The sequence below is a fragment of the Streptomyces liangshanensis genome (assembly GCF_011694815.1).
In the GTDB taxonomy this organism is placed as follows: domain Bacteria; phylum Actinomycetota; class Actinomycetes; order Streptomycetales; family Streptomycetaceae; genus Streptomyces; species Streptomyces liangshanensis.
Genome location: NZ_CP050177.1, coordinates 4,641,842 through 4,664,242 on the forward strand (window position 1 = coordinate 4,641,842; position 22,401 = coordinate 4,664,242).

The window sequence follows — 22,401 nt, forward strand, 5'->3', positions numbered from 1 at the left end:
GCGGTGGTTCAGCGGCGCCAGGGCAGATCCGCGCCCGTACCCTCCGGCTGCAACCCCTTCGCGATCACCCACATGATCTCCCCGAACTGCTTCACCTGCTCGGGAGTCAGCCGGTCGAAGATCGCCTGCCGTACGGCGGTGACGTGCCCCGGCGCGGACCGCGCGAGGACCGCGTTGCCCTCCTCCGTCAGGTACGCGTTCTGGCCGCGCTTGTCCGAGGCGCACTCCTCGCGCTGGACCCAGCCGTACTTCTCCAGCCGGGCGACCGCGTGCGAGAGCCGGGACCGGGTGATCTTGGCGGCCCTGGCCAGCTCGGTCATCCGCATGCGGCGGCGGGGCGCGCGGGCGAGGTAGACCATCAGCGCGTAGTAGATGTGCGGCATGCCGGCGTCGCCCTGGAGCTGGCGGTCGAGGTGGTCCTCCAGGAGGGTGCTGCCCTGGACGTAGGCCTGCCAGGTGTCCTGCTCGGCGGGGGTGAGCCAGCGCGGTTCGGCGTCGTCGGCTATACGGCTCCGGCTCGTACCGCTCGCGTCACCTGTGCCGTCCGCACCGCCTGTACCACCCGTATCGCCTCTGCCGCCTGTATCGCCTGCACTGCCTGAACCGCCCGTACCGGCCGCGCTGCCGGAGGATGCCGTGGTCATGAGGCCACTCTACCTATTCTTGAAAGTTAAACTAGATACGGATAGGCTGCACGCGGCAAGTGCTTGAAGTCTCAAGTCTTTGGAGTCGCCATGAACGCCGTCGCGGAGCGCATGCCTGCCCTCTACCTCTCCCACGGCGCGCCGCCTCTCGCGGACGACATGAACTGGACCCGGGAGCTGGCCGCGTGGTCCGCGGCCCTGCCCCGCCCCAAGGCGATCCTGATGGTCTCCGCCCACTGGGAGGAGGCCCCCCTCGCGCTTAGTGCGACCGAGACCGTACCCCTCGTCTACGACTTCTGGGGATTCCCCGAACGCTATTACACCGTGGAGTACGCGGCGCCGGGCGCGCCGGAACTGGCCGATTCCGTAAGGAAGTTGCTGCGCGGAGCCGGTACGCCCGTGCAGGACGTGCCGGACCGGGGCCTCGACCACGGCGCGTACGTGCCGCTGGTGGAGATGTTCCCCGAGGCCGACATCCCCGTGCTCCAGGTCTCCATGCCCACGCTCGATCCCCGGAAGCTGCTGGAGATCGGGCGCAAGCTGGCGCCGCTGCGCGACGAGGGTGTGCTGATCGTCGGCAGCGGGTTCTTCACCCACAACCTGGCGGCCCTGCGACACGCGGGCGGCGGGGTGCCCGGATGGTCGGCGGAGTTCGACGACTGGGGTACGCGGGCGCTCCTCGCGCAGGACATCGACGCCCTGCTCGACTTCGAGAACAAGGCGCCGGCCGGGCGGCTGGCCCATCCCCGTACGGGACACTTCGCGCCGCTCTTCGTCACGCTCGGCGCGTCGGAGGGGGAGCTGGACAGAGGGCGGAGTGTGATCGACGGCTTCTGGATGGGGCTGGCGAAGAGGTCGTTGCAGTTCGGCTGAGGTGTGGGCGGGGTGTTGGCCGGGGCCGGTCCGGTTCTCAGAACGCCGGCGGGTTGAGTTCGATGGCCCGTACGGCGGCGGCGAGCGCGACGCTGTCGGTACGGTCGCCGGACCCGGGAGCGCCGGACCTGGGGGCGCCGAACCCCGCCGCGTCCAAGGCCGTGTCCGTGAACTTGATCGTGTGGTCGTCGCCGTGCGCCGCCGCCCGCGCGAAGACCTCCTCCGGCGCGAGCGAGGTCGGCGCGTACGGCGCGGGGTCGTCCGGCGCGTACGCGGCGGTCACGGCCGCGCTCGCCGCCCAGGCGGCCTCCAGGCTCGGCGCCCACAGCTCGGGCGGGAGGGCGGGGAGGGTGCGGAGCACGGCGTTCGGCGCGGTCGCGGCGTGCACGAGCATGATCGGCTCGCCGTGCCCGTGGGTCGCGTAACGGTGCACCGCCGCGCTCACCAGCTCCCCCAGCAGCTCCCGCGCGGCCTCGGGGCCGGCAGGGCCGGCACCGGCCCGCGGCCAGTCGGGGAACGCCGTGAGCAGCCTGAGCCGCTGCTCGATACCCCCGGTCCGTTCGGCCACGGGCGGTACGGCGGCCAGCGCGGCCGCGGCGCCCGTCGCGCCGGGGAGCCGTACCAGGGGGAGCCGTACCAGCGGCGGGAGCGGGCGGTACCGCGCGGCCCAGTACCCGAGACCGTGCGCCAGCTCCGCTAGGCGCGGGGCGGTCTCCTCGGTCGTCAGCAGCGTCCGTACGGCATGCCCCACGCGGATCACCGGATGCGTCGCGCCCCCCGCGATGCCGGGCAGCAGCCGGGGCCACCACGTGGCGAGCACGTCGCGCCAGGGGTGTTCCGCCGTCTCGCGCCCGAAGTATCCGGTCCAGTCGGCGACGCGCCCGATGTCGCCGAGCGCCTCCCGCCAGGTGTCCGCCGTGACCGGGGCGCCGGTCGGGGGCATGTCCTCCAGGCGGTCGCGGTAGTGGTCGAGCCAGCGGTGGACGGTGGGCGCCTGGCCGTGCCGTACCAACGCCTCCACGGCCATCGGGCCGTGGTTGCTCAGGTACCCCTGGCGCTCGGGCCCGGAGGCGTGCAACCGCTCCAGCGCCTCGTCGAGCGTGCCGGTGGTGTCGGGCGCGAGGGGGGCGAAGGGGGACATGGGGGAGAAAGCGGGCGCGTGGGCGGAATCGCCCGGGCCGTCGCTGTTGTTCTCACTGATGCCGGTGATGTCCATATCCGCACGCTAGGCGGGGGACCGTCGGCGGCGTAACGGCCTGCGGACCTACGGTGACGGCGGGCGGGCCTAGGTCTCGGGCCCGAGTCCTCAGCAACCAAAAGGGCGTGCGGGCGGTCTTTACAGGGCGGGGGCGCGGCAACGGTGACCGCTCCTCCGAAGTGAGAACCGAAGTGAGAACGACCGCGCCGAATGTGACGGCCGTCTCAGGGGTGAAGTGGTGGTAAATGTCCGTGAGTGTGCCGAGATCGGCCTCCGCCCCGGCCTGACCTGCACGTCCGCCGGCCGCTGAGGCGTGCGCCCTCGCTCGTGAGCCGGACAGGGTACTGCATGATCACAAAAATCCAGGCACGCAGGGGAATTCTGTCCTGATTCCAGTCGTTGTTTCCAACGGATGCAGGGCACCCGAATGGGTGTCGCGACCTACTCAGTCCAGTAAGGGAGCTCGCATGGCAACCCGTGCCGTCGCCCGTCGTTCCACCACTGGTGGTTCGAAAGCGGCAAGCAGTGTTCGCGCCGTGGGCGGGGAGATCGCCGACCGCGACCTGGTCGGCATGTACCTCGACGAGATAGCGCGCACACCCCTGCTCGACGCCGCCAAGGAAGTCGAGCTGTCCCAGACCATCGAGGCAGGTGTGTTCGCCCGGCAGATCCTCGACGGAGAGGTGAGGAGCGAGGCGGGCGGAGCTTCGCACGAAGAGCTCGAGGCGCTGGTCGTCGCGGGCGAGCGCGCGAAGGACGTCTTCATCCGCTCGAACCTCCGTCTGGTGGTGGCGGTCGCGCGCAGGTATCCGCGCAGCGGCCTGCCCCTGCTCGACCTGATCCAGGAGGGCAACGCCGGCCTGGTGCGTGCCGTGGAGAAGTTCGACTACGCCAAGGGCTTCAAGTTCTCGACGTACGCGACGTGGTGGATACGTCAGGCCATCACCCGGTCCATAGCGGACCAGTCCCGTACGATCCGGCTGCCCGTCCACCTGGTGGAGGAGCTGGGCAGGATCCGCCGCGTGCAGCGCGAGTTCAACCGCGAGCACGGCCGCGATCCCGAGCCCGCCGAGGTCGCCAAGGAGCTGGACTCGACGCCGGAGCGGGTGAACGACGTGCTGGACTGGGCCCGTGACCCGGTCAGCCTGAACATGTCGGTGGACGACGACGGGGACACCCAGTTCGGCGACCTGCTGGAGGACACCTCCGCCGTCTCGCCCGAGCAGTCCGTCATGACGCTCCTGCGCAGTGAGGAGCTCGACGACCTGATCGGCAAGCTCGACGAGCGCACGGCGTCGATCATCAAGATGCGTTACGGCATCGTGGACGGCCGGGAGCGCACGCTGACCGAGGTCGGCAAGGAGCACGGCCTCACCCGTGAGCGGATCCGGCAGATCGAAAAGCACGCGCTCATGGAGCTGAAGAAAATGGCTCGTGACACCGGCTTCGACGCGGCGGCGTGACGTCGCCGCCCATCGGCCGTAGTGTCAGCCTTACGCACATCGCTTCCGGGCGTCGCGTACGGGCCGACATGTCGGCCCCCACAGACGAGCCCCGGCACCAACCCCCCCCAGGTGCCGGGGCTCACCTCTGCCCGGGTGCCGGGACTTACCTCGGCCCGGAGGTCGGGTCCGCCTACGCTCCGGGGGCTTTCGGGCCCGTCGGAGCCGCCGCCGCCCGGGTGAGCCGCGCGCCCAGGTCGCTCAGGTAGTCGGTCAGTTCCGGCGGGCCGTGGGCCGTGAACTCGCAGTCCACCAGAGAGAAGCGCAGCGCCAGCCACTCCAGCGAGTCGCGCGACGTGGTGCGCAGCCGGCAGGAGTCCGGCCCGGTCGGCTCGGGTGCGCCGAGGTACGCGGGCAGGCGCGCCGCCACGAACTCCGCGGGCGCGGCGAAGCTCACATCCACCTCCACCCGCGGCTGCATCCGTGCCATGGACCGCTCCATGAACTTCGCCGCGTCCCCCGTGGGCAGTTCGCGTGGCGTGAAGCGCGCGCCGGTGGCCACGGGATCGCTGACCCGGTCGACGCGGAACGTACGCCAGTCCTCCCGCCCCAGGTCGTACGCCACCAGGTACCACCGCCGCCCCGTCGACACCAGGCGGTACGGCTCGACCTGACGGTTCGTCTCCGTACCGTCGCCCGACCGGTAGCCGAAGCGCAGCCGCTCCTTACCCGTGACGGCCGACGCGATCACCGTCAGCGTCCGCGCGTCAATGGTCGCGCCGTCGCCCCGCGTCAGCGGCATCGTCGCGGCCTGGAGCGTGGAGACGCGGTGCCGCAACCGCGACGGCAGCACCTGCTCCAGCTTCGCGAGCGCGCGTACGGACGCCTCCTCGACGCCCTCGATGGCATGCCCCGCACCGGCGCGCAGTCCCACCGCGATGGCGACGGCCTCCTCGTCGTCGAGGAGCAGCGGCGGCATCGCGGTGCCGGCCACCAGGCGGTAGCCGCCGACCGCGCCCTTGGACGCCTCGACCGGATAGCCCAGGTCACGCAGCCGGTCGATGTCGCGCCGGATGGTGCGCGGGCTGACGTCGAGCCGCTGGGCCAGCTCGCTGCCCGGCCACTCGCGCGGCGTCTGGAGGAGGGAGAGGAGACTGAGGAGCCGTGCCGGAGTGTCGGTCATGGCTCCATGATGGCGGCCATCTAGGACACAACCTGGCCTATATGGCCTCTAGCTTCTCCGCATGACCACTTCGGCCGCCGTACCGGATACGGCTTCTCTTCCTGCCACCGAACCCGGGGACCACGACCTCACCGGCGACCGGCGCCGCTGGCTGGCGCTCGCGGTCGTCATGACCGCGGCCTTCATGGACCTGGTCGACGTCACCATCGTCAACATCGCCGTCCCGAGCATCGAGCGGGACCTGTCGACCTCCTTCGGGGCGATCCAGTGGATCACCGCCGGATACGCGCTGGCCTTCGCGGCCGGGCTGATCACCGGCGGCCGGCTCGGTGACATCTACGGCCGCAAGCGGCTCTTCCTCGTGGGCATCACCGGCTTCACCGTCGCCTCGGCGCTCTGCGGGTTCGCGGTGAACCCGGACATGCTCGTCGCCTCCCGCCTCCTCCAAGGCGCGATGGCCGCGCTGATGGTGCCTCAGGTGCTGGCGATCATCCACGCCACCTTCCCGGCCCACGAACGCGGCAAGGTCTTCGGGATGTTCGGCGCGGTCATCGGGCTGGGCGCCGTCTCGGGACCGCTGCTCGGGGCGCTGCTCACCCAGTGGAACCTGTTCGGCCTCGAATGGCGCCCGATCTTCCTCATCAACCTGCCCGTGGGGATCGCCGGTGTGCTGCTGGGCCGGAAGTTCATCACCGAGTCCAAGGCGCCCAAGGCGCTGCGCCTCGACCTCGTCGGCGTCGTGCTGGTGACCGCCGGCCTGCTGATGCTGATCTACCCCCTCACCCGGGGGCGCGAGTTGGGCTGGCCGCTCTGGGGCCACCTGTGCATGGCGGGCAGCCTGGTCGTCTTCGGCGCGTTCGTGGCGTACGAGAAGTACAAGACGCGCAAGGACGGGTCGCCGCTCGTCGAACTCTCCCTCTTCAAGGTCAAGAGCTTCGTCGCGGGCATCGCCGTCCAGCTCACGTTCGGTGTCGCCCTGGGCATCTTCTTCCTGGTCTGGACGCTGTACATGCAGATCGGCCTCGGCTGGACCCCGCTGCGCGCCGGCCTGACCGGTCTGCCGTTCTCCGTCGCGGTGTCCGTCGCCGCCGGGCTCTCCGTGCAGATCCTCGTTCCGCGCTTCGGCCGCAAGGTGCTCCAGGCCGGTGCGCTGACGATGATCGTGGGCCTGCTCCTCTACATCGGTGAGGCCGCGCGCTACGGCACGCACATCCACTCGTGGCAGATGATCCTGCCGCTCACGGTCATGGGGGTCGGGATGGGCCTGATCGTGGCGCCGCTGACGGACGCGGTGCTGTCGGAGGTGCCCCGCGAACACGCCGGCTCGGCGTCCGGCCTCATCAACACGACCCAGCAGATGGGCAACGCGCTGGGCCTCGGCCTGGTGTCGGTGGTCTTCTTCGGTGTCGTCGACGACCGCCTGGGCGGGGCGCCGGACCCGGCGGCGACGGCCGCGGCGTTCACGGACGGCTTCCAGAACGCCCTGTGGTGGGTCGTGGGCGTCCTGACGCTGATCTTCACGGTGATGTTCGCGCTGCCGTCGAAGGCGCGGAGCGCTGAACGCGCGGCGGGCTGAGCGGCTTCGTCACCTCACCCAGGAGGTGCCCGTCGTAACCCGCGTCCACGAGGGACGCGAACGCGGCGAGCACCTCCTCCGGCACGTCCTGCTCGACGGCGTACCCGCGCTTCGGGTACTCGATGACCCGCTGGAGATCGCCGACCATCATGTCGACGACCAGCTTCTCGTCCCCCATCGTCTTGACGTACGCGTCGAACCCCAGCGGCACCGAGGCACAGGTCACCTCGACCTCGGGCCACAGCTTCCGGGCCGTGGCGTAGGCCCGGCGCTCCATGTACGGCTTGGAGACGAGCAGCACGCTTCGCGGCACGACCCCGGCCGCGGCGAGCAGGTCGCGCGAGAACGCGATGTTCTCCCCGGTGTTGGCCGCGTCCGGCTCCACCACGATCGCCTCGTCGGGGACGCCGAGGGCGAGCGCGTGCTCGCGGAAGTGCGTCGCCTCCCCGCGGGGGAACCAGTCGAGCGTGCCCGGGCTGTTGCCACCGGTGAACAGCAGGGTCTTGAACAGCCCCGCGTGATACAACGCGGCGCAGTGCGCCGCGACCCCGAGATCATGACTCCCGAGCCCGACCGCGACATCGACGACGCGGGGGGTATGCCGCATGAGGTGGTAGCCCCACACGGTCTCGATGTCCCGAGAGCGATCCACGCCCCATACCTCCCACACCTCAGCCCGAAGACCGACCTAGACCCAGCCCGACCAGCGCTCTCCCCAGCCTGTCCGGCGTTTGAGGACATCGGTAAGCCGCACCCAAGCACGGACAGAGGCACCCCCAAGCCCGTCCGGCGCTTGAGGACAACAGGTCGGCCACGAGGCCGATGCGCCGCCCGCCGCACGGGCAACGCGGCGCCCGCCCAAGTCCACGCGTCCTAACGAACCCGCGCCCTGGCCTCCATCACGTCGCGCGCAACCCGCTCCGCCCCGTACACCTCGCACATGTGACGCCCGTCCGGCGTCGCCGTGTGCTCGACCTCCCACAGGCTCATCTCACTGCCGTCAACGAGTAAAAACGCGTGCTCGTAGAGCATGAAGCCCGCATCCTTGCCCTCCACCTGGCACTGTCGCCCGAATACCTGCGTGATGTGGTGGGCGAAGGCGGTCCGCAGCAACCGCGCCGTCTCCTCGCCCGGCCGGTCGGCGTTCTCCGCGCGGCGCAGGACCCTGCGGGCGTGGTCCGGGGAGTTGTCCGGCACATACATACGGGGCTGTGGCGTCGGTGGCGCCGCCAACAGGCGGTCCAAGAGGTCGAAGTCGAGCTCGTCGAAGGCCGGCGGCCCGGCGGAGAGCAAGGGCTCCGGCGTCCCGAGCCGCGGCGCCTCGGGGCTGCCCGGGCGGCACAGCCGCGACGCCGCCAACTGCGCCTCGGCCTCGTCGGCGTACAGCTCGTGCAGCTGCGCACCGCCCCGCCCGGTGTTGTGCACCAGCTCCCAGAGCGTCAGGGTGCTGCCGTCGGTGAGGAGGTAGGAGTGTCGGTATGTTTCGCGGTGCAGTCCGGCACTGTGGTGGGCGGAACACAGCGAACTGGCGTGGGCCAACGCCGAATCGAGCCGCTCGACCAGTGCGTCGGGAAGGTCGAAGGAGTTGAGTGCCCGACCCAGGAGTCGCTCGAGGTGCGTCTCGGTTGTCTCATGCGGATCGTTCAAGTTGGGTCTCCAGGCCGTCGCCACATGTCACTTGGTGATTGCATAACGTAGCCCCTGGGGGTGACATTGCGTCCCAAGTTTATGAAAACTATGGGCGCGTTCGCGTGGTTCATTCGCGCCCCCTCAACTCCGTTGACCCGTAGGCCGGTCGAGCCCGTACAACTCCCGGTAGGAGGGAAACATTCCGCCCGCCCCCTCGACGCTCTCCGCGGCGAGCACGGCCCGCACGATCGCCCTGGTCACGACGTCGGCCCCGGCAGCGAGGATCTCGTTGAGGGCGAGCGGCCCGTCGTCGGCGAGCGGGCGGTCGCCCGTCGCGAGGGCGAACACGGTGTCGCCGTCGTGGAGCAGGTGTACGGGACGGACGGCGCGCGCGATGCCGTCGTGCGCCGTCCCCGCGAGCTTCTGCGCCTGCGGGCGGTCCAGCCCGGCGTCGGTGGCGACGACGGCGAGCGTGGTGTTCAGGGGCGGCGGCCCGGCCTGTTCGCGGAGTGCGGCCAGGCGTCGCTGGGCCGCCTCGTGGACCTCGGCCCGCGGATACGTCACCGGCCCGTCGAAGTACCGCCCGTACAGCACCCCGGTCAGCGGATCGACCGCCGAGCCCGCCGCGTTCGCCACGACCAGCGCGGCGACGGTGATCCCGGAGGCCAGGACCGTGCTCGCCGTGCCGACCCCGCCCTTGAGGGGGCCGACGAGGGCGCCCGTGCCCGCGCCCACCCCGCCCTCGGCGACCGGCGCCCCGCTCCCGGTGGCGTCCGCCGCCTCCACCGCGGCCCGCCCCGTCGCCGCGTCCGGGCGGATCAGCCAATCGCCCCCGCGGCCCAGGTCGAAGATGCCGGCGGCCGGGACGACCGGCACCACCTGGGCGGGATCCGGCCCGACCCGCACCCCGCGCCCCCGCTCCTCCAGCCAGGCCATCACGCCCGCCGCGGATTCGAGCCCGAACGCGCTGCCGCCCGACAGCACGACGGCGTCGATGCGCCGGACGATGTTGCGCGGATCCAGGGCGTCGGTCTCCCGGGTGGCCGGCCCGCCGCCCCGTACGTCCACCGCGGCCACCACCCCGCCCTCCGGCGCCAGGACCACGGTCGTCCCGGTGAGAGCCGCCGCCCCCGCCACCCGCGCGTGGCCGACCCTCAGCCCGGCCACATCGGTCAGCGCGTCGTTGGCTGCCATCAACATCGTTCCCTTCCGCGGATCCGCGCCGGAACGCGGTGACCGTACTCTGGAGGTATGAGCATCGCCCCCACCCCCGACCCGGCCGCGGAGCCTCTCCGGCCGAAGCCGCCCCGCCCGAGCCAGGGGCTTGTCTTCGACGACCCGCTGGACCAGCAGTCCTCGGACGACACGGACGGCGGCTGGGGAGAGCGACCCGCCGGCGGTGGCGACAGCGCCTCCGACCTGGCCCGTTTCCTGGACGAGAAGCCGCCCCACCACATCTGATCCGGACCGCCGGGTCTCCGGCGGCGGACGGCCAGGGCGTGCCCTAGGGGGTGCGGGTGGTGGGTACGCCGTTGCCCGGCCCACGCTGGGCCACGAGCGTGTCCCTGATCTCCTTCAGGACCTCCAGCTCGCTCACCTCCATGACCTCCTTCACCTCTTCCTTGGCGGCCTGGTTCTTGGCCCGCCGGGCGAGGAACTTCGACATGGGCAGCACCATCAGGAAGTAGACGACGCCTGCCGTGATCAGGAAGGTCAGGATCGAGCTGAGGACCAGTCCCCACATGATCGGGATGCCCGTGACGTTGCCCGCCGCGTCCGTCGTGCACGGCGACTTGAGGCACGACTGGTACCCGTTCAGGTCCTTCGTGCCGAACGCGCCGACCAGTGGGTTGATGATGCCCTTCACGACCGAGTTCACCACGTTCGTGAACGCCGCGCCGATGACCACCGCGACCGCGAGGTCGATCACGTTCCCGCGCATCAGGAAGGCCTTGAAGCCCGCCAGCACGCTTTCCTTGTCCTTGCTCACGAGTGAGCCCTTCTTCGTATCTGCGGTACGGATGACCAACTGCCCCGCAACCTACGACAGCGTGTGCCCGCGCTGTCCAATCCGCATACGCGATCAGGCGACCCGCCAGCTCGTCAGTACGACTCAACACAGCGTCACCGCCAAGGGCGACACCGCGCTCGCCCCGGCCAGATCGGCGGCGGTGGCGCGGGGCACGGACAGAACGACCAGCGCCCCGGTCTCCGTCGGCGTCCCCAGCTCCGCTTCCCCCTCCCCTTCACCGGGCTCGGGGATCTCCGCCACCCGGGCACCCGCCGCCACCACGCGTGGCCCGGCCCCCTTCTCCCCGCCGTCGAGCTCGGCGGTGGGCGTGGCGATCACGTCGACCCGGTCGCCGCGCCGCAGGAGCCGTACCGTCGCCGCGTCGGCGATCCGCACGGGCGCGGAGGCCATTTCGACAGGTGGCGGACCGGCGGCCGTCGCGTGACGCGGTGAGGTGCCGGGCGGCGGGGCTGCGTCGGGAGCGCCGGACGCGTTGTCGCTCCGGGACCCGGTGTCGCCCGGCGCCCCCACCGATCCGCCCGCCCCGCCGGCGGCCAGGGCGGCCGCCGTCATGGCCAGGCCCGCCGCCATCACGCGCCGCCGCCTGCGCAGCGCCCGGTTCAGCCGGTGGCGGGGGCCGCTCACCCGCAGGGGCTCGAAGGCCGGGACGCCACGGAGATCCGGCGCGGACGAGCCGGTGGGCCCGGGCAGCGGGACCGGGGCCTTCGGGGCCGGGGACGGGGAGAGCGGGGGTGTCGAGATCGGGTGGGGCAGGGGCCCGCGGGGGTGAGGGTGAGAAGAGTGATCGTGCGCGGGAGAACGGGACATGGCAACCACCGCCGGTCGTGAGGAGTTTCTGCGGTCGCTCCTCACGATCCACGCTTCGCGGCGATCCCGCCGAGGCCTGTGGACAGCCCGCCGATTGTGGATAACTCGGCCACTCGCTCGGGTGGTTCGGCCGTCCGGCCGCTTGGCGCGGTTTCGGTCAGGGCAGTTTCAGACCGGTGTCGATTCCGTCGAGCGCATGCGCACACAGACAGTTCCGGGTCTCGCTCGCCTGCAGTCCGCCCACTGCGTCGAACAGGACGGTGCGCAGCCGGTCCACGTTGGAAGCGAACACCCTCAGCACCTCCTCGTGCGAGACGCCCTCACCCGTCTCCGCTCCCGCGTCGAGGTCCGTCACGAGCGTCATGGAGGTGTAGCAGAGGCCGAGTTCACGAGCCAGGATCGCCTCGGGGTGTCCGGTCATCCCGACCACCGACCAGCCCATCGCCGCATGCCACCGGGATTCCGCCCGGGTCGAGAAACGAGGTCCTTCGATGACTACCAGCGTTCCGCCGTCGACCGGCTCCCACGCGTGCCGCCGCGCCGCCGCCAGCGCGGACTTACGGCCCTCCGGGCAGTAGGGGTCGGCGAGCGAGATGTGGACGACCTTGGACGCGCTTCCGTCGGGCAGCGGCACCCCGTCGTAGTACGTCTGTGTCCGCGCCTTCGTCCGGTCCACCAGCTGATCGGGTACGAGGAGCGTGCCCGGTCCGTACTCGGGCACCAGGCCGCCCACGGCGCACGGGCCGAGGACCTGCTTCACACCGACGGACCGCAGCGCCCAGAGATTGGCGCGGTAGTTGATGCGGTGGGGGGCCAGGTCGTGGGCACGTCCGTGCCGGGGGAGGAAGGCGACCCGCCGGCCCGCGATCTCGCCGAGGAAGAGGGAGTCGCTGGGCGCTCCGTAGGGAGTGTCCACCTCGACCTCGGTGACGTCCTCCAGGAAGGAGTAGAAACCTGACCCACCGATCACGCCGATCTCCGCGTTCGCCATGGGGGTCACATTAGCCGCACAGGCATACGCCAAGGACCCCGGCCGTTGGTGACGGCGGGGTCCCGGAGAGGAGGGATCAGGCGGCCGAGGAGCCGCTGGAGCTGCTCGACGAGCCGGAGCTCGATCCGCTCGACGAGCTGCCGGCGCCCGACGAGGAGCCGGAGGAGGACGACGAGGCCGCTGTCGCGGACTTGGAGTCCGACGACGACTTCGTGGCGGCGGAGCCCGAGGTGGAGGAGCTCGCCGAGGCCGGTGCGCTGCTGGACGACGAGCCGCGGCTGTCGTTCCGGTAGAACCCGGACCCCTTGAAGACGATGCCTACCGCGGAGAACACCTTCTTCAGGCGTCCCTCGCAGGCGGGGCACACGGTGAGGGCGTCATCGGTGAACTTCTGCACCGCTTCGAGGCCCTCGCCACACTGGGTGCACTGGTACTGGTAGGTCGGCACTTGTTCCTCCTGGCACTCTCACTCAATGAGTGCTAACGACGCTCCATAGTGACGTATTCCGAGAGTTCAGTCCACTGTCACCGGCACGCGGTGACTCATCCCACGCGCCGCGACGTGTCCAGGACCCTTCGGCGAGAGCCGTGAGCGCAGCGCCACCAGCGTCGCCAGAGCCAGGGCGGTACCGGCGAGCGGCACCAGGAATCCGGCGCTCGCGCCGTGCGCGTCGGCGAGCTGCCCGGCGACGGTGACCGCCGCCGCCTGGCCGAGCGCCACGGCCCCGGTGAGCCAGGTGAAGGCCTCGGTGCGCGCTTCGGGCGGCACCAGCGATTCGACCAGCGTGTAGCCCGTGATCAGTGCGGGCGCGATGCACAGACCCACGAGCAGACCCAGTCCGGCGAGAAGAGGAGCGGAATGCACGGTCCACAGGACGGAGGCGGCCAGCGTCAGCGCCGCGTACGCCAGCAGCAGCCTGCGGCGCGGGCCCACCTTCCAGGCCACGGCGCCGCACACGATGCCGGCCAGCATGTTGCCCGCCGCGAAGATGCCGTACAGCACCCCGTTGCTCCCGGGCTTCCCGATCTCCTCGGCGAACGCCGTCAGGGAGACCTGCATCCCGCCGAAGACCGACCCGATGCCGAGGAAGGCCACGGCGAGGACCGGGATGCCCGGCACCGAGAGGGCCGAGGCGCGCGGCCGGGCAGGGGTGCCCGCACCGCCCGGGCGGCGCTGTTCCGCGGTCCGCGGCTGGGTGCCCCGCTGGGCCGCGAAGAGCAGGCCGCCGACGAGGGTGAGGGCCCCTTCGGCGATCAGCCCGGCCGCCGGGTGGACACCGGTGGCCAGCGCGGTCGCGAGCACCGGGCCGATGACGAAGGTGAACTCGTCGGTCACGGATTCGAAGGCGGCCGCTGTCGGCAGCAGCGAGGAGCGGTTCCCCTTCCCGAGGACGGCCGCCCAGCGGGACCGCACCATGGGGCCGATCTGCGGGACGGAGGCGCCCGTGGGGACGGCTGCCGCGAACAGGGCCCACAGCGGGGCCCCGGCCAGCGCCAGGGCGATCAGCGCCGTGACGGACACGGCGTGGACGAGCACGCCCGGTACGAGGACCGCGCGTTGGCCGAACCGGTCGGCGAGCTTGCCGCCCTGCGGGGCGAAGAGCGCCATCGAGACGCCGGTCACAGCGGCGACGGCGCCGGCCGTCCCGTACGAACCGGAGGTGTGCTCGACGAGCAGCACGATGCCGATCGTCAGCATCGCGAAGGGCTGCCGGGCGGCGAAGCCGGGCAGCAGGAAGGTCCAGGCGCCGGGGGTGCGCAGCAGCCGCCCGTAGCCCGGGCGGGGTGCCGCGGTGGTGTCGGTGTCCGAGGACCGCCCGGCGGTGTCGACCGTGTGGGACACGGTCCGTGCCTTTCTGCCGCCTGGTAGCGGGCCCCCGCGTGTGCGGGGGCGGCCGAGAGCTGTCCTCTTGCGCGGATCTGCGGTAGATACCGGGGCCCACCGTGGGGGCGCCGCGGCCGCCGTGCGGTCGCGCCAGCTCTGCGTCAGGCAGAGGTGGTTGATCAAGTGCGCCTTCATCGTACAGGTAGGAGTTTCCCGGGGCTGGGAAACTCCTGGTGACCCCGGGGGGTGCCGGAGATTGCCCAGGGCCGTCCCGCCCTCCCCGGCGGGCCGGCGGGACAGCCCTCAGACGCGCGCGTTCGTCCCCAGCCATCCGGCGAGCTTTCCGCCCTGCCCGACCGCCCGCAGCCGCCGTTCCGCCGCGTCCCGCACCGGGTCCGTCGCGACGACCAGCAGCTCGTCGCCCCGGCGCAGCACGGTCGACGGCAGGGGGACGAAGCTCGTCCCGTCCCGTACGACCAGGGTCACCGCCGACCCGGCGGGCAGCCGCAGCTCCGCGACCTCCACGCCGTGCATCTTCGACCGCGTCGGGATCGCCACGGACAGCAGATGCCCCCGCAGCCGCTCCAGCGGCGCCGATTCGATCCCCAGGTCGGCGGCGTCCGAGGAGCCGCCCAGCCGCAGCGCCTTGGCCAGCCACGGCAGGGTCGGCCCCTGTACCAGCGTGTACACGACGACAAGGACGAAAACGATGTTGAAGATCCGCTTGCTGCCCTCGATCTCGGACACCATCGGGATGGTCGCCAGGATGATGGGCACGGCGCCGCGCAGCCCGGCCCAGGACATGAGGGCCCCCTCCTGCCAGGGGACCCGGAAGGGCGCGAGGCTCACCAGGACCGACAGCGGCCGCGCCACGGCGGTCAGCACCAGGCCGACGATCACGGCGGACCAGAAGTCGTGGCCCAGTTCGTGCGGCGTCACCAGGAGTCCCAGCAGGACGAACATGCCGATCTGGGCGATCCAGCCGAGCCCTTCGGCGAAACCGCGATTGGCGGGCGCGTGGGGCAGCCGGGAGTTCCCGAGGACGACGGAGGCGAGATAGACGGCGAGGAAGCCACTGCCGTGGGCCGTGGCACCGATCGCGTACGCGGAGACGGCGATCGCCATCACGGCGATCGGGTAGAGACCGGAGGCGGGAAGCGCCACATGCCGCAGACAGAACGCGCCGATCCACCCGACCGCGATCCCGATGAAGGCGCCGATGGCCAACTCCATCGCGATCTCGCCGACCAGGATGTACCAGTGCTCCACCGGACCGGACGCGGAGAGCGCCACGACGATGATCACCACGGGGGCGTCGTTGAAACCGGACTCGGCCTCCAGCGCCCCGGTCACCCGGGTCGGCAGGGGCACCTTGCGCAGGACGGAGAAGACGGCGGCCGCGTCCGTGGAGGACACGACGGCGGCGATGATCAGCGCCGCCCGCCACTCCAGGCCGACCAGATAGTGGGCGGCCGTGGCGGTCACCGCGATGCTCACGGCGACGCCGACCGTGGACAGGACGACCGCCATGGGCAACGCGGGCGCGACTTCCTTCCACTTCGTGCCCAGACCGCCCTCGGCCAGGATCACGACGAGGGCGGCATAGCCGATGACCTGCGTCAGTTCGGCGTTGTCGAACTTGACGTTGAAGATCCCGTCCTGGCCTATGGCGATCCCGATGCCCAGGTACAGCAGCAGGCTGGGAAGGCCGCTGCGGGACGAGATCCGTACGGCGGCGACCGCGATCAGCAGCACGAGGGAGCAGATGAGCAGGAGTTCATTGAGCTGGTGGACAGTCAGCGGCCGATCCTTCCCCTCGTGCTCGCCGGATCGTTCCTCCGGCAGCGGGTACTTCGTTACCTTACCTAATCTTTAACGTTTTCTTGACGCGCTCGATCGCCAGTACGAGTACCGCTGCCCACGCCGCCTCATCGACCCCTCATCCTTGTGTGATCGTCTGATCAGTCGCACTACATGACACCGAGTCCTGATCGTTGAAGCGCTGCGCCTATGGTTGCTCCAGCATTCCCAGGACCACCCTGCCCCTCGAAGGACAGCGATGCCCGCCAACACAGCCCCCCCTTCCGCCAAAAAGAAGGGGCGACGCGTCCGTCTGATCCTGATCGTGCTGGTGCTGGCGCTCGTTGCGGGTGTCGGCTTCGGCGCGTACTGGGGTGTGAGCACGGTCCGCGCCTCCTTCCCCCAGACCACGGGATCCCTCCAGCTCAAGGGCCTGTCCGGCCCCGTGGAAGTGAGAAGGGACAGTTACGGCGTTCCGCAGATCTACGCGGACACCGACGCCGACCTGTTCCGCGCCCAGGGCTACGTCCAGGCGCAGGACCGCTTCTGGGAGATGGACGTCCGGCGTCACCTGACGTCCGGCCGCCTCTCCGAGATGTTCGGCAAGAGCGAGGTGAAGACCGACGCCTTCCTCCGCACGCTCGGCTGGCGCCGGGTGGCGCAGAAGGAGTACGACACCAAGCTGTCGGCGGAGACGAAGAAGAACCTCCAGGCGTACACGGCGGGCGTCAACGCCTATCTCAAGGGCCGTGACGGCAAGGACATCTCCGTCGAGTACGCGGCGCTGAACCTCAAGAACGACTACAAGCCCCAGAAGTGGTCGCCGGTCGACTCGGTGGCGTGGCTCAAGGCGATGTCCTGGGACCTGCGCGGCAACATGCAGGACGAGATCGACCGTTCACTCATGACGAGCCGGCTGAGCGCGAAGCAGATCGCCGAGCTGTACCCGACGTACCCGTACGACCGGAACGCCCCGATCGTGGACGAGGGCGGGATCGACCCCGTCACCGGGAAGTACGACCCCAAGGCCGAGCCGACGGACAAGCTTCCCGGCGACGGTGACGGCACGGGCGACGGCACAGGTACGGGAACAGGCCTCGGCGACGGGACAGGGACCGGCACAGGCCTCGGGGACGGCACCGGCACCGGGGACGGCACAGGTACAGGCACCGGCACCGGCGTCGGTACCGGAACCGGCATCAGCACCAACAGTGCCGACAACACCGCTTCCGGCAGCCCCGCCGACGCCACCCAGGCCCTGGCCTCCCAGCTCGGCTCCCTCTCCACCACCCTCGACGACATCCCGGCCCTGCTCGGCCCCAGCGGCAGCGGCATCGGCTCCAACTCCTGGGTCGTCTCGGGCTCCCTCACGACGACGGGCAAGCCGCTCCTCGCCAACGACCCGCACCTCGCGCCCCAGATGCCCTCGCTCTGGTACCAGATGGGCCTGCACTGCCGCAGCGTCTCGCCGAAGTGCCAGTACGACGTCGCCGGCTACACGTTCTCCGGCCTGCCCGGTGTCGTGATCGGCCACAACCAGAACATCGCCTGGGGCTTCACCAACCTCGGCGCCGACGTGACCGACCTCTACCTGGAGAAGGTCAACGGCGACTCGTACCTCTACGGCAACAGCGAGAAGCGCTTCGTCACCCGCGAGGAGACCATCAAGGTCGCCGGCGGCCCCAGCAAGAAGATCACCATCCGCGAGACCAACAACGGCCCCGTGGTCTCGGACCGCAACTCCGAGCTGGAGAAGGTCGGCGACAAGGCGCCCGTGGGCAATCTCGCCCCCGACAGAGGCACCGGTTACGCGGTGGCCCTCAAATGGACCGCGTTGCAGCCGGGCAGGACCATGGACGCGGTCTTCGACCTGGACAAGGCGGCGGACTGGACCCAGTTCCGCAAGGCGGCCTCGAACTTCGACGTCCCCTCGCAGAACCTGATCTACGCCGACACCAAGGGCAACATCGGCTACCAGGCGCCGGGCACGATCCCGATCCGCGCCAAGGGCTTCGACGGCAGGACACCGGCCCCCGGCTGGGACCCGAAGGCGAACTGGGAGAAGGACCCGATCCCGTTCGACCAGCTGCCGTACGAGTTCAACCCCAAGCGCGGGTACATCGTCACCGCCAACCAGGCCGTCATCGACGCGAAGAAGTACCCGTACACGCTGACCGAGGACTGGGGCTACGGCGCCCGCAGCCAGCGGATCAACGACCTCATCGAGTCGAAGACCAAGGACGGCGGCAAGGTCTCGACCGATGACATGCAGACGATGCAGATGGACAACAGCAGCCCGGCCTGGACGCTGCTGAAGAGCTACCTGCTCAAGATCGACATCTCGGACCCCGCCGTCCGCGAGGCGCAGAAGCTCCTCGAAGGCTGGGACGGCACCCAGGAACCGGACTCCGCGGCGGCCGCCTACTTCAACGCGGTCTGGCGCAACGTCCTCAAGCTCGCCTTCGGCAACAAGCTGCCCAAGGAGCTGCGCGCCAAGGGCGACTGCCTCACCGTCCCGCCCGCCGACAACACGGGCCCGGTGGACGACCTCGACACGCGCGCGGTACGGGAGTGCGGCCAGCGTGCCCCGGACGCGGCGCAGCCGGACGGCGGCGACCGCTGGCTGGAGGTCGTGCGCAACATCATCAAGGACGACAACAACGCGTGGTGGACGGCCGCCCCCACCCGCAGGGACGACGCCACCAAGACCCGCGACCAGCTGCTCGCCCGGGCCATGACGGACGCCCGCTGGGAGCTGACCGCCGCCCTCGGCAAGGACGTCTCCTCCTGGAACTGGGGCCGGCTGCACCAGTTGACCCTCAAGAACCAGACCCTCGGTACGGCGGGACCCGGCGTCCTGAAGTTCATACTGAACCGCGGTCCGTGGAACCTGGGCGGCGGCGAGGCGTCGGTGGACGCGACGGGATGGAACGCGGCGGGCGGGTACGACGTCATCTGGGTCCCGTCGATGCGGATGGTCGTCAACGTCGGGGACTGGGACAAGTCCCGCTGGATCAACCTGACGGGCGCCTCGGGACACGCGTACAACGCCCACTACACCGACCAGACGGACAAGTGGGCCAAGGGCGAGCTGCTCGACTGGTCGTTCACGCCCAACGCCGTCGAACGCAGCACGACCGACACGCTGAGGCTGACGCCATAACCCCGCCGAATCCGTCACGCAGTCGTCAGTGATGCCCGGCCCGGCGGCCGCCCTCCTCCTGAGGAGGCGGCCGCCTCCGGCCCCCCATCGTCAAGGACGGACATCGGTGAAGCGCCTGACACCCCCGGGCGTCACCACGGCGTGCACGGGGCGGTCGTGCGGCTCCTCCGGGACCCGCGCGAGCACCTCGTCGTCGTACAGCAGCACCGCCAGCGTGGGGGTGGCGCCGGCCTCCTCCAGCCGGGCGAGGACCCGGTCGTACGAGCCGCCGCCCCGCCCCAGTCGCATCCCGCGTGCGTCGACGGCCAGCCCGGGCAGCAGCACGACCTCCGCCGCCAGCACGGCGTCCAGGCCGAGCCGGGCCCCGTCCGGCTCCCACAGGCCCCGCCCCGCCCGTACGAGCCGCTCCGCCCCCTCGTACCGCGCCCAGTCGAGGTCGTTGTCCGCGCGCAGCACCGGGAGCAGCACCGCGACACCCCGCGCGCGCAGCGTGTCGAGCAGCACGCGTGTGCCGGGTTCGCGTCCGACGGAGACATACGCGGCGACCGTACGGGCCCCGGCCAGCTCGGCCAGATCCCCGGCCCGCCGCGCGAGAACCGACGCGGCCTTCCGCGCGTCTTCACTGGACAGCAGGGCCCTCGCGGCGAGCAGTTCACTCCGTACGGCGGCCTTTCCGGACATCTCATGCACCACCGGACATCACAAACCTCTCGATAGCGGATGTACACCCATAGGTGCGGCGAAAGTTAACCGGAGCATCATCTTCCGCGCATAGCCCACCGGATAGGGTCGTCCGCATGACTCAGTCGCCCTCCCGGATCACCAAGGCTGTCATCCCCGCCGCAGGCCTCGGCACCCGGTTCCTCCCCGCCACCAAGGCCACTCCCAAGGAGATGCTGCCGGTGGTCGACAAGCCCGCGATCCAGTACGTGGTCGAGGAGGCGGCCGCCGCCGGCCTGTCCGACGTGCTCATGATCACCGGCCGCAACAAGCGCGCCCTCGAGGACCACTTCGACCGCAACTACGAGCTGGAGGGGGCGCTCGCCCGCAAGGGTGACGCCGAACGGCTCGCGAAGGTTCAGGAGTCCAGCGAGCTGGCCACCATGCACTACGTGCGCCAGGGCGACCCCAGGGGCCTCGGCCACGCCATCCTGTGCGCCGCGCCGCACGTCGGCGACCAGCCCTTCGCGGTCCTGCTGGGCGACGACCTGATCGACCCGCGCGATCCGCTGCTCTCGCGCATGATGGAGGTTCAGGAGCGCGAGGGCGGCAGCGTCATCGCGCTCATGGCGGTCGACCCCGAGCAGATCCACCTCTACGGATGCGCCGCGGTGGAGCCGACGGGCGAGAGTGACGTGGTCAAGGTCCACGACCTGGTCGAGAAGCCCGACGCCGCCGACGCGCCGAGCAACTACGCGATCATCGGGCGCTACGTGCTCGACCCCGCGATCTTCGAGATACTGCGCAAGACCGAGCCGGGCCGCGGTGGCGAGATCCAGATCACCGACGCCCTCCAGCAGCTCTCGGTGGACGAGAAGGTCGGCGGACCGGTCCACGGTGTGATTTTCACCGGCCGCAGGTATGACACAGGGGACCGCGGCGACTTTCTCCGTGCCATTGTCAGACTCGCATGCGAACGTGAAGACCTGGGCCCGGACTTCCGCGCCTGGCTCCGCAGTTACGTCAGCGAGGAGATGTAGCACCTTGAGCAGCACGGCAGAATCGGCTCCCGCGGCCCGCCACGAGCAGCTGTGGTCGGTGGACGAGCACCTCGCGGACATCCTCGCCGCGATCCACCCGCTCGAACCCATCGAGTTGCAACTGCCCGACGCCCAGGGCTGCGTTCTGGTCGAGGACGTCACGGTGCCGGTGGCCCTGCCGCCGTTCGACAACAGTTCCATGGACGGGTACGCGGTCCGTACGGCCGATGTCGCGGGCGCCACGGACGAGTTCCCCGCCGTGCTCACCGTCATCGGCGACGTCGCGGCGGGCAGCGGCGACCTGCCCGTGGTCGGCCCCGGCGAGACGGCCCGGATCATGACCGGCGCCCCGCTCCCGCCGGGCGCCGAGGCCGTCGTCCCGGTCGAGTGGACCGACGGGGGTACGGGCGAGGGCCCGGCGACCTCCATGCGCCCCGCGGGCGACGCGCCGGGCGGCGCGAGCGGCGAGGTGCGGGTCTACCGCCCGATCGAGGCCCGCGGGCACGTCCGCGCCCAGGGCAGCGACGTACAGGCGGGTGACCTGGCCCTCAAGGCGGGGACGGTGCTGGGCCCGTCGCAGATCGGGCTGCTGGCGGCCATCGGCCGGGGTTCCGTGCGGGTACGGCCGCGCCCGCGCGTCGTCGTCCTGTCCACCGGCAGCGAGCTGGTCCAGCCCGGCGAGCCGTTGGGTACGGGGCAGATCTACGACTCGAACAGCTTCGCGCTCACCGCCGCGGCCCGGGACGCGGGCGCCATCGCGTACCGCGTCGGGGCCGTCACGGACGACGCGGAGACCCTCCGCGCCACCATCGAGGACCAGCTGATCCGCGCCGACCTGCTCGTCACCACGGGCGGCGTCAGCGTCGGGGCGTACGACGTCGTCAAGGAAGCGCTGTCCTCCGTAGGAGACGAGGACGAGCCGGGCAGCGGCATCGACTTCCGCAAGCTCGCGATGCAGCCGGGCAAGCCGCAGGGCTTCGGCTCGATCGGCGCGGAGCACGTCCCGCTGCTCGCGCTGCCCGGGAACCCGGTCTCGTGCTACGTCTCCTTCGAGTTGTTCGTACGGCCCGCGATCCGCGCCCTGATGGGCCTGGAGGACGTCCACCGGCCGACGGTCCGCGCGACGCTGGTCAGCGACAAGCCGCTGTCCTCGCCGAGCGGCAGGCGGCAGTTCCTGCGGGCCAAGTACGACCCGGAGGCGGGCACGATCGCGCCGGTCGGCGGCGCCGGGTCCCACCTGGTGGCGGCCCTCGCCCATGCCGACGCGCTGGCCGTCGTCCCCGAGGAGGCCGTCTCGGTCGAACCCGGTACGGAACTCGACGTGGTGCTGATCGGTTGACGGCCTCATGGTGGCGGTAGCGTGTCAGCCCACACAGGCCCTCTCGGGCCCGGACCGGGAGCGCTCACAGCAATGACCGCGTTTAACCGGGGGGAGACCTCCGGACCCTCTCAGCAAGACTCTCAGCAAGACCCTCCGTCAGTCCCGTCGGCCGCCCCGCCGACAGCCCCTCCGTCGGGCTCGTTGCCGGAGGGACCGG

20 protein-coding genes are annotated in these 22,401 nt (G+C 70.9%); 7 read left to right on the top strand and 13 right to left on the bottom strand.

All coding sequences use genetic code 11. The features are described 5' to 3' along the window. Positions 1–8: 8 nt before the first annotated feature. Entirely contained in the window at positions 9–506 is a 498-nt protein-coding gene (locus HA039_RS20140) for a MarR family winged helix-turn-helix transcriptional regulator (protein WP_167037190.1), read from the bottom strand. A gap of 228 nt (positions 507–734) precedes the next feature. Here HA039_RS20140 and HA039_RS20145 point away from each other — a divergent pair, with 228 nt between their 5' ends. After that, positions 735–1,517 (top strand): dioxygenase family protein, encoded by a 783-nt coding sequence (locus HA039_RS20145; RefSeq protein ID WP_167031875.1) that lies wholly within the window; start codon positions 735–737, stop codon positions 1,515–1,517. Positions 1,518–1,554: 37 nt separating this feature from the next. Here HA039_RS20145 and HA039_RS20150 read toward each other — a convergent pair whose 3' ends face one another. Then, entirely contained in the window at positions 1,555–2,658 is a 1,104-nt protein-coding gene (locus HA039_RS20150; protein ID WP_167037193.1) for a questin oxidase family protein, read from the bottom strand. A 524-nt stretch (positions 2,659–3,182) separates the two neighbouring features. Here HA039_RS20150 and HA039_RS20155 point away from each other — a divergent pair. Next, complete coding sequence (locus HA039_RS20155; protein WP_167031879.1) at positions 3,183–4,178, top strand: sigma-70 family RNA polymerase sigma factor; 996 nt, start codon at positions 3,183–3,185, stop codon at positions 4,176–4,178. 172 nt (positions 4,179–4,350) lie between these two features. Here the strand turns inward: HA039_RS20155 and HA039_RS20160 are convergent, their stop codons facing one another. Next, positions 4,351–5,340 carry a helix-turn-helix transcriptional regulator gene (locus tag HA039_RS20160; protein ID WP_167031882.1) on the bottom strand — a complete coding sequence of 330 codons (990 nt, stop codon included), beginning with the start codon at positions 5,338–5,340 and terminating at the stop codon, positions 4,351–4,353. A gap of 61 nt (positions 5,341–5,401) precedes the next feature. Between HA039_RS20160 and HA039_RS20165 the strand changes: the two genes are divergently transcribed. Next, positions 5,402–6,916, top strand: coding sequence for an MFS transporter (locus HA039_RS20165; RefSeq protein WP_167031885.1), 1,515 nt, complete (start codon positions 5,402–5,404; stop codon positions 6,914–6,916). Here HA039_RS20165 and HA039_RS20170 read toward each other — a convergent pair. The 3 genes from HA039_RS20170 to HA039_RS20180 all read right to left on the bottom strand — a co-directional run bounded on the left by HA039_RS20170 (position 6,858) and on the right by HA039_RS20180 (position 9,739). Then, positions 6,858–7,523 (bottom strand): YdcF family protein, encoded by a 666-nt coding sequence (locus HA039_RS20170; protein WP_167037196.1) that lies wholly within the window; start codon positions 7,521–7,523, stop codon positions 6,858–6,860. The genes HA039_RS20165 and HA039_RS20170 overlap by 59 nt on opposite strands. 266 nt (positions 7,524–7,789) lie before the next feature. Then, positions 7,790–8,563: a DUF6227 family protein gene (locus HA039_RS20175; protein WP_167031888.1), complete on the bottom strand. Its 774-nt coding sequence runs from the start codon at positions 8,561–8,563 to the stop codon at positions 7,790–7,792. A 123-nt stretch (positions 8,564–8,686) separates the two neighbouring features. Beyond that, positions 8,687–9,739 (bottom strand): P1 family peptidase, encoded by a 1,053-nt coding sequence (locus HA039_RS20180; RefSeq protein WP_167031891.1) that lies wholly within the window; start codon positions 9,737–9,739, stop codon positions 8,687–8,689. A gap of 57 nt (positions 9,740–9,796) precedes the next feature. On the opposite strand from HA039_RS20180, the gene HA039_RS20185 reads away from it, so the two are divergent. Then, positions 9,797–10,006: a hypothetical protein gene (locus HA039_RS20185; protein ID WP_167031894.1), complete on the top strand. Its 210-nt coding sequence runs from the start codon at positions 9,797–9,799 to the stop codon at positions 10,004–10,006. Between the two features lie 43 nt (positions 10,007–10,049). Here the strand turns inward: HA039_RS20185 and mscL are convergent, their stop codons facing one another. The 6 genes from mscL to HA039_RS20215 form a co-directional block, all read right to left on the bottom strand. Continuing rightward, entirely contained in the window at positions 10,050–10,535 is a 486-nt protein-coding gene (gene mscL, locus HA039_RS20190) for a large conductance mechanosensitive channel protein MscL (protein ID WP_167031897.1), read from the bottom strand. Positions 10,536–10,658: 123 nt separating this feature from the next. Further along, positions 10,659–11,201, bottom strand: a complete 543-nt coding sequence (locus HA039_RS20195; RefSeq protein ID WP_341830026.1) for an RcpC/CpaB family pilus assembly protein — start codon at positions 11,199–11,201, stop codon at positions 10,659–10,661. 340 nt (positions 11,202–11,541) lie between these two features. After that, positions 11,542–12,375, bottom strand: coding sequence for an S-methyl-5'-thioadenosine phosphorylase (locus HA039_RS20200; RefSeq protein WP_167031903.1), 834 nt, complete (start codon positions 12,373–12,375; stop codon positions 11,542–11,544). Positions 12,376–12,451: 76 nt separating this feature from the next. Beyond that, positions 12,452–12,823 (bottom strand): FmdB family zinc ribbon protein, encoded by a 372-nt coding sequence (locus HA039_RS20205; protein WP_167031906.1) that lies wholly within the window; start codon positions 12,821–12,823, stop codon positions 12,452–12,454. 66 nt (positions 12,824–12,889) lie between these two features. Further along, positions 12,890–14,218, bottom strand: coding sequence for an MFS transporter (locus tag HA039_RS20210; protein WP_167031909.1), 1,329 nt, complete (start codon positions 14,216–14,218; stop codon positions 12,890–12,892). 285 nt (positions 14,219–14,503) lie between these two features. After that, complete coding sequence (locus HA039_RS20215) at positions 14,504–16,045, bottom strand: potassium/proton antiporter (RefSeq protein WP_167037199.1); 1,542 nt, start codon at positions 16,043–16,045, stop codon at positions 14,504–14,506. 214 nt (positions 16,046–16,259) lie between these two features. Between HA039_RS20215 and HA039_RS20220 the strand changes: the two genes are divergently transcribed. Further along, complete coding sequence (locus HA039_RS20220; RefSeq protein WP_208298664.1) at positions 16,260–19,163, top strand: penicillin acylase family protein; 2,904 nt, start codon at positions 16,260–16,262, stop codon at positions 19,161–19,163. Between the two features lie 90 nt (positions 19,164–19,253). Here the strand turns inward: HA039_RS20220 and HA039_RS20225 are convergent, their stop codons facing one another. Next, positions 19,254–19,844, bottom strand: coding sequence for a 5-formyltetrahydrofolate cyclo-ligase (locus HA039_RS20225; RefSeq protein ID WP_167031912.1), 591 nt, complete (start codon positions 19,842–19,844; stop codon positions 19,254–19,256). Positions 19,845–19,960: 116 nt separating this feature from the next. On the opposite strand from HA039_RS20225, the gene galU reads away from it, so the two are divergent. Continuing rightward, positions 19,961–20,863, top strand: coding sequence for a UTP--glucose-1-phosphate uridylyltransferase GalU (gene galU, locus HA039_RS20230; protein ID WP_167031915.1), 903 nt, complete (start codon positions 19,961–19,963; stop codon positions 20,861–20,863). Positions 20,864–20,867: 4 nt separating this feature from the next. After that, positions 20,868–22,202 (top strand): molybdotransferase-like divisome protein Glp, encoded by a 1,335-nt coding sequence (glp, locus tag HA039_RS20235; RefSeq protein ID WP_243869606.1) that lies wholly within the window; start codon positions 20,868–20,870, stop codon positions 22,200–22,202. Positions 22,203–22,401: the final 199 nt, after the last annotated feature.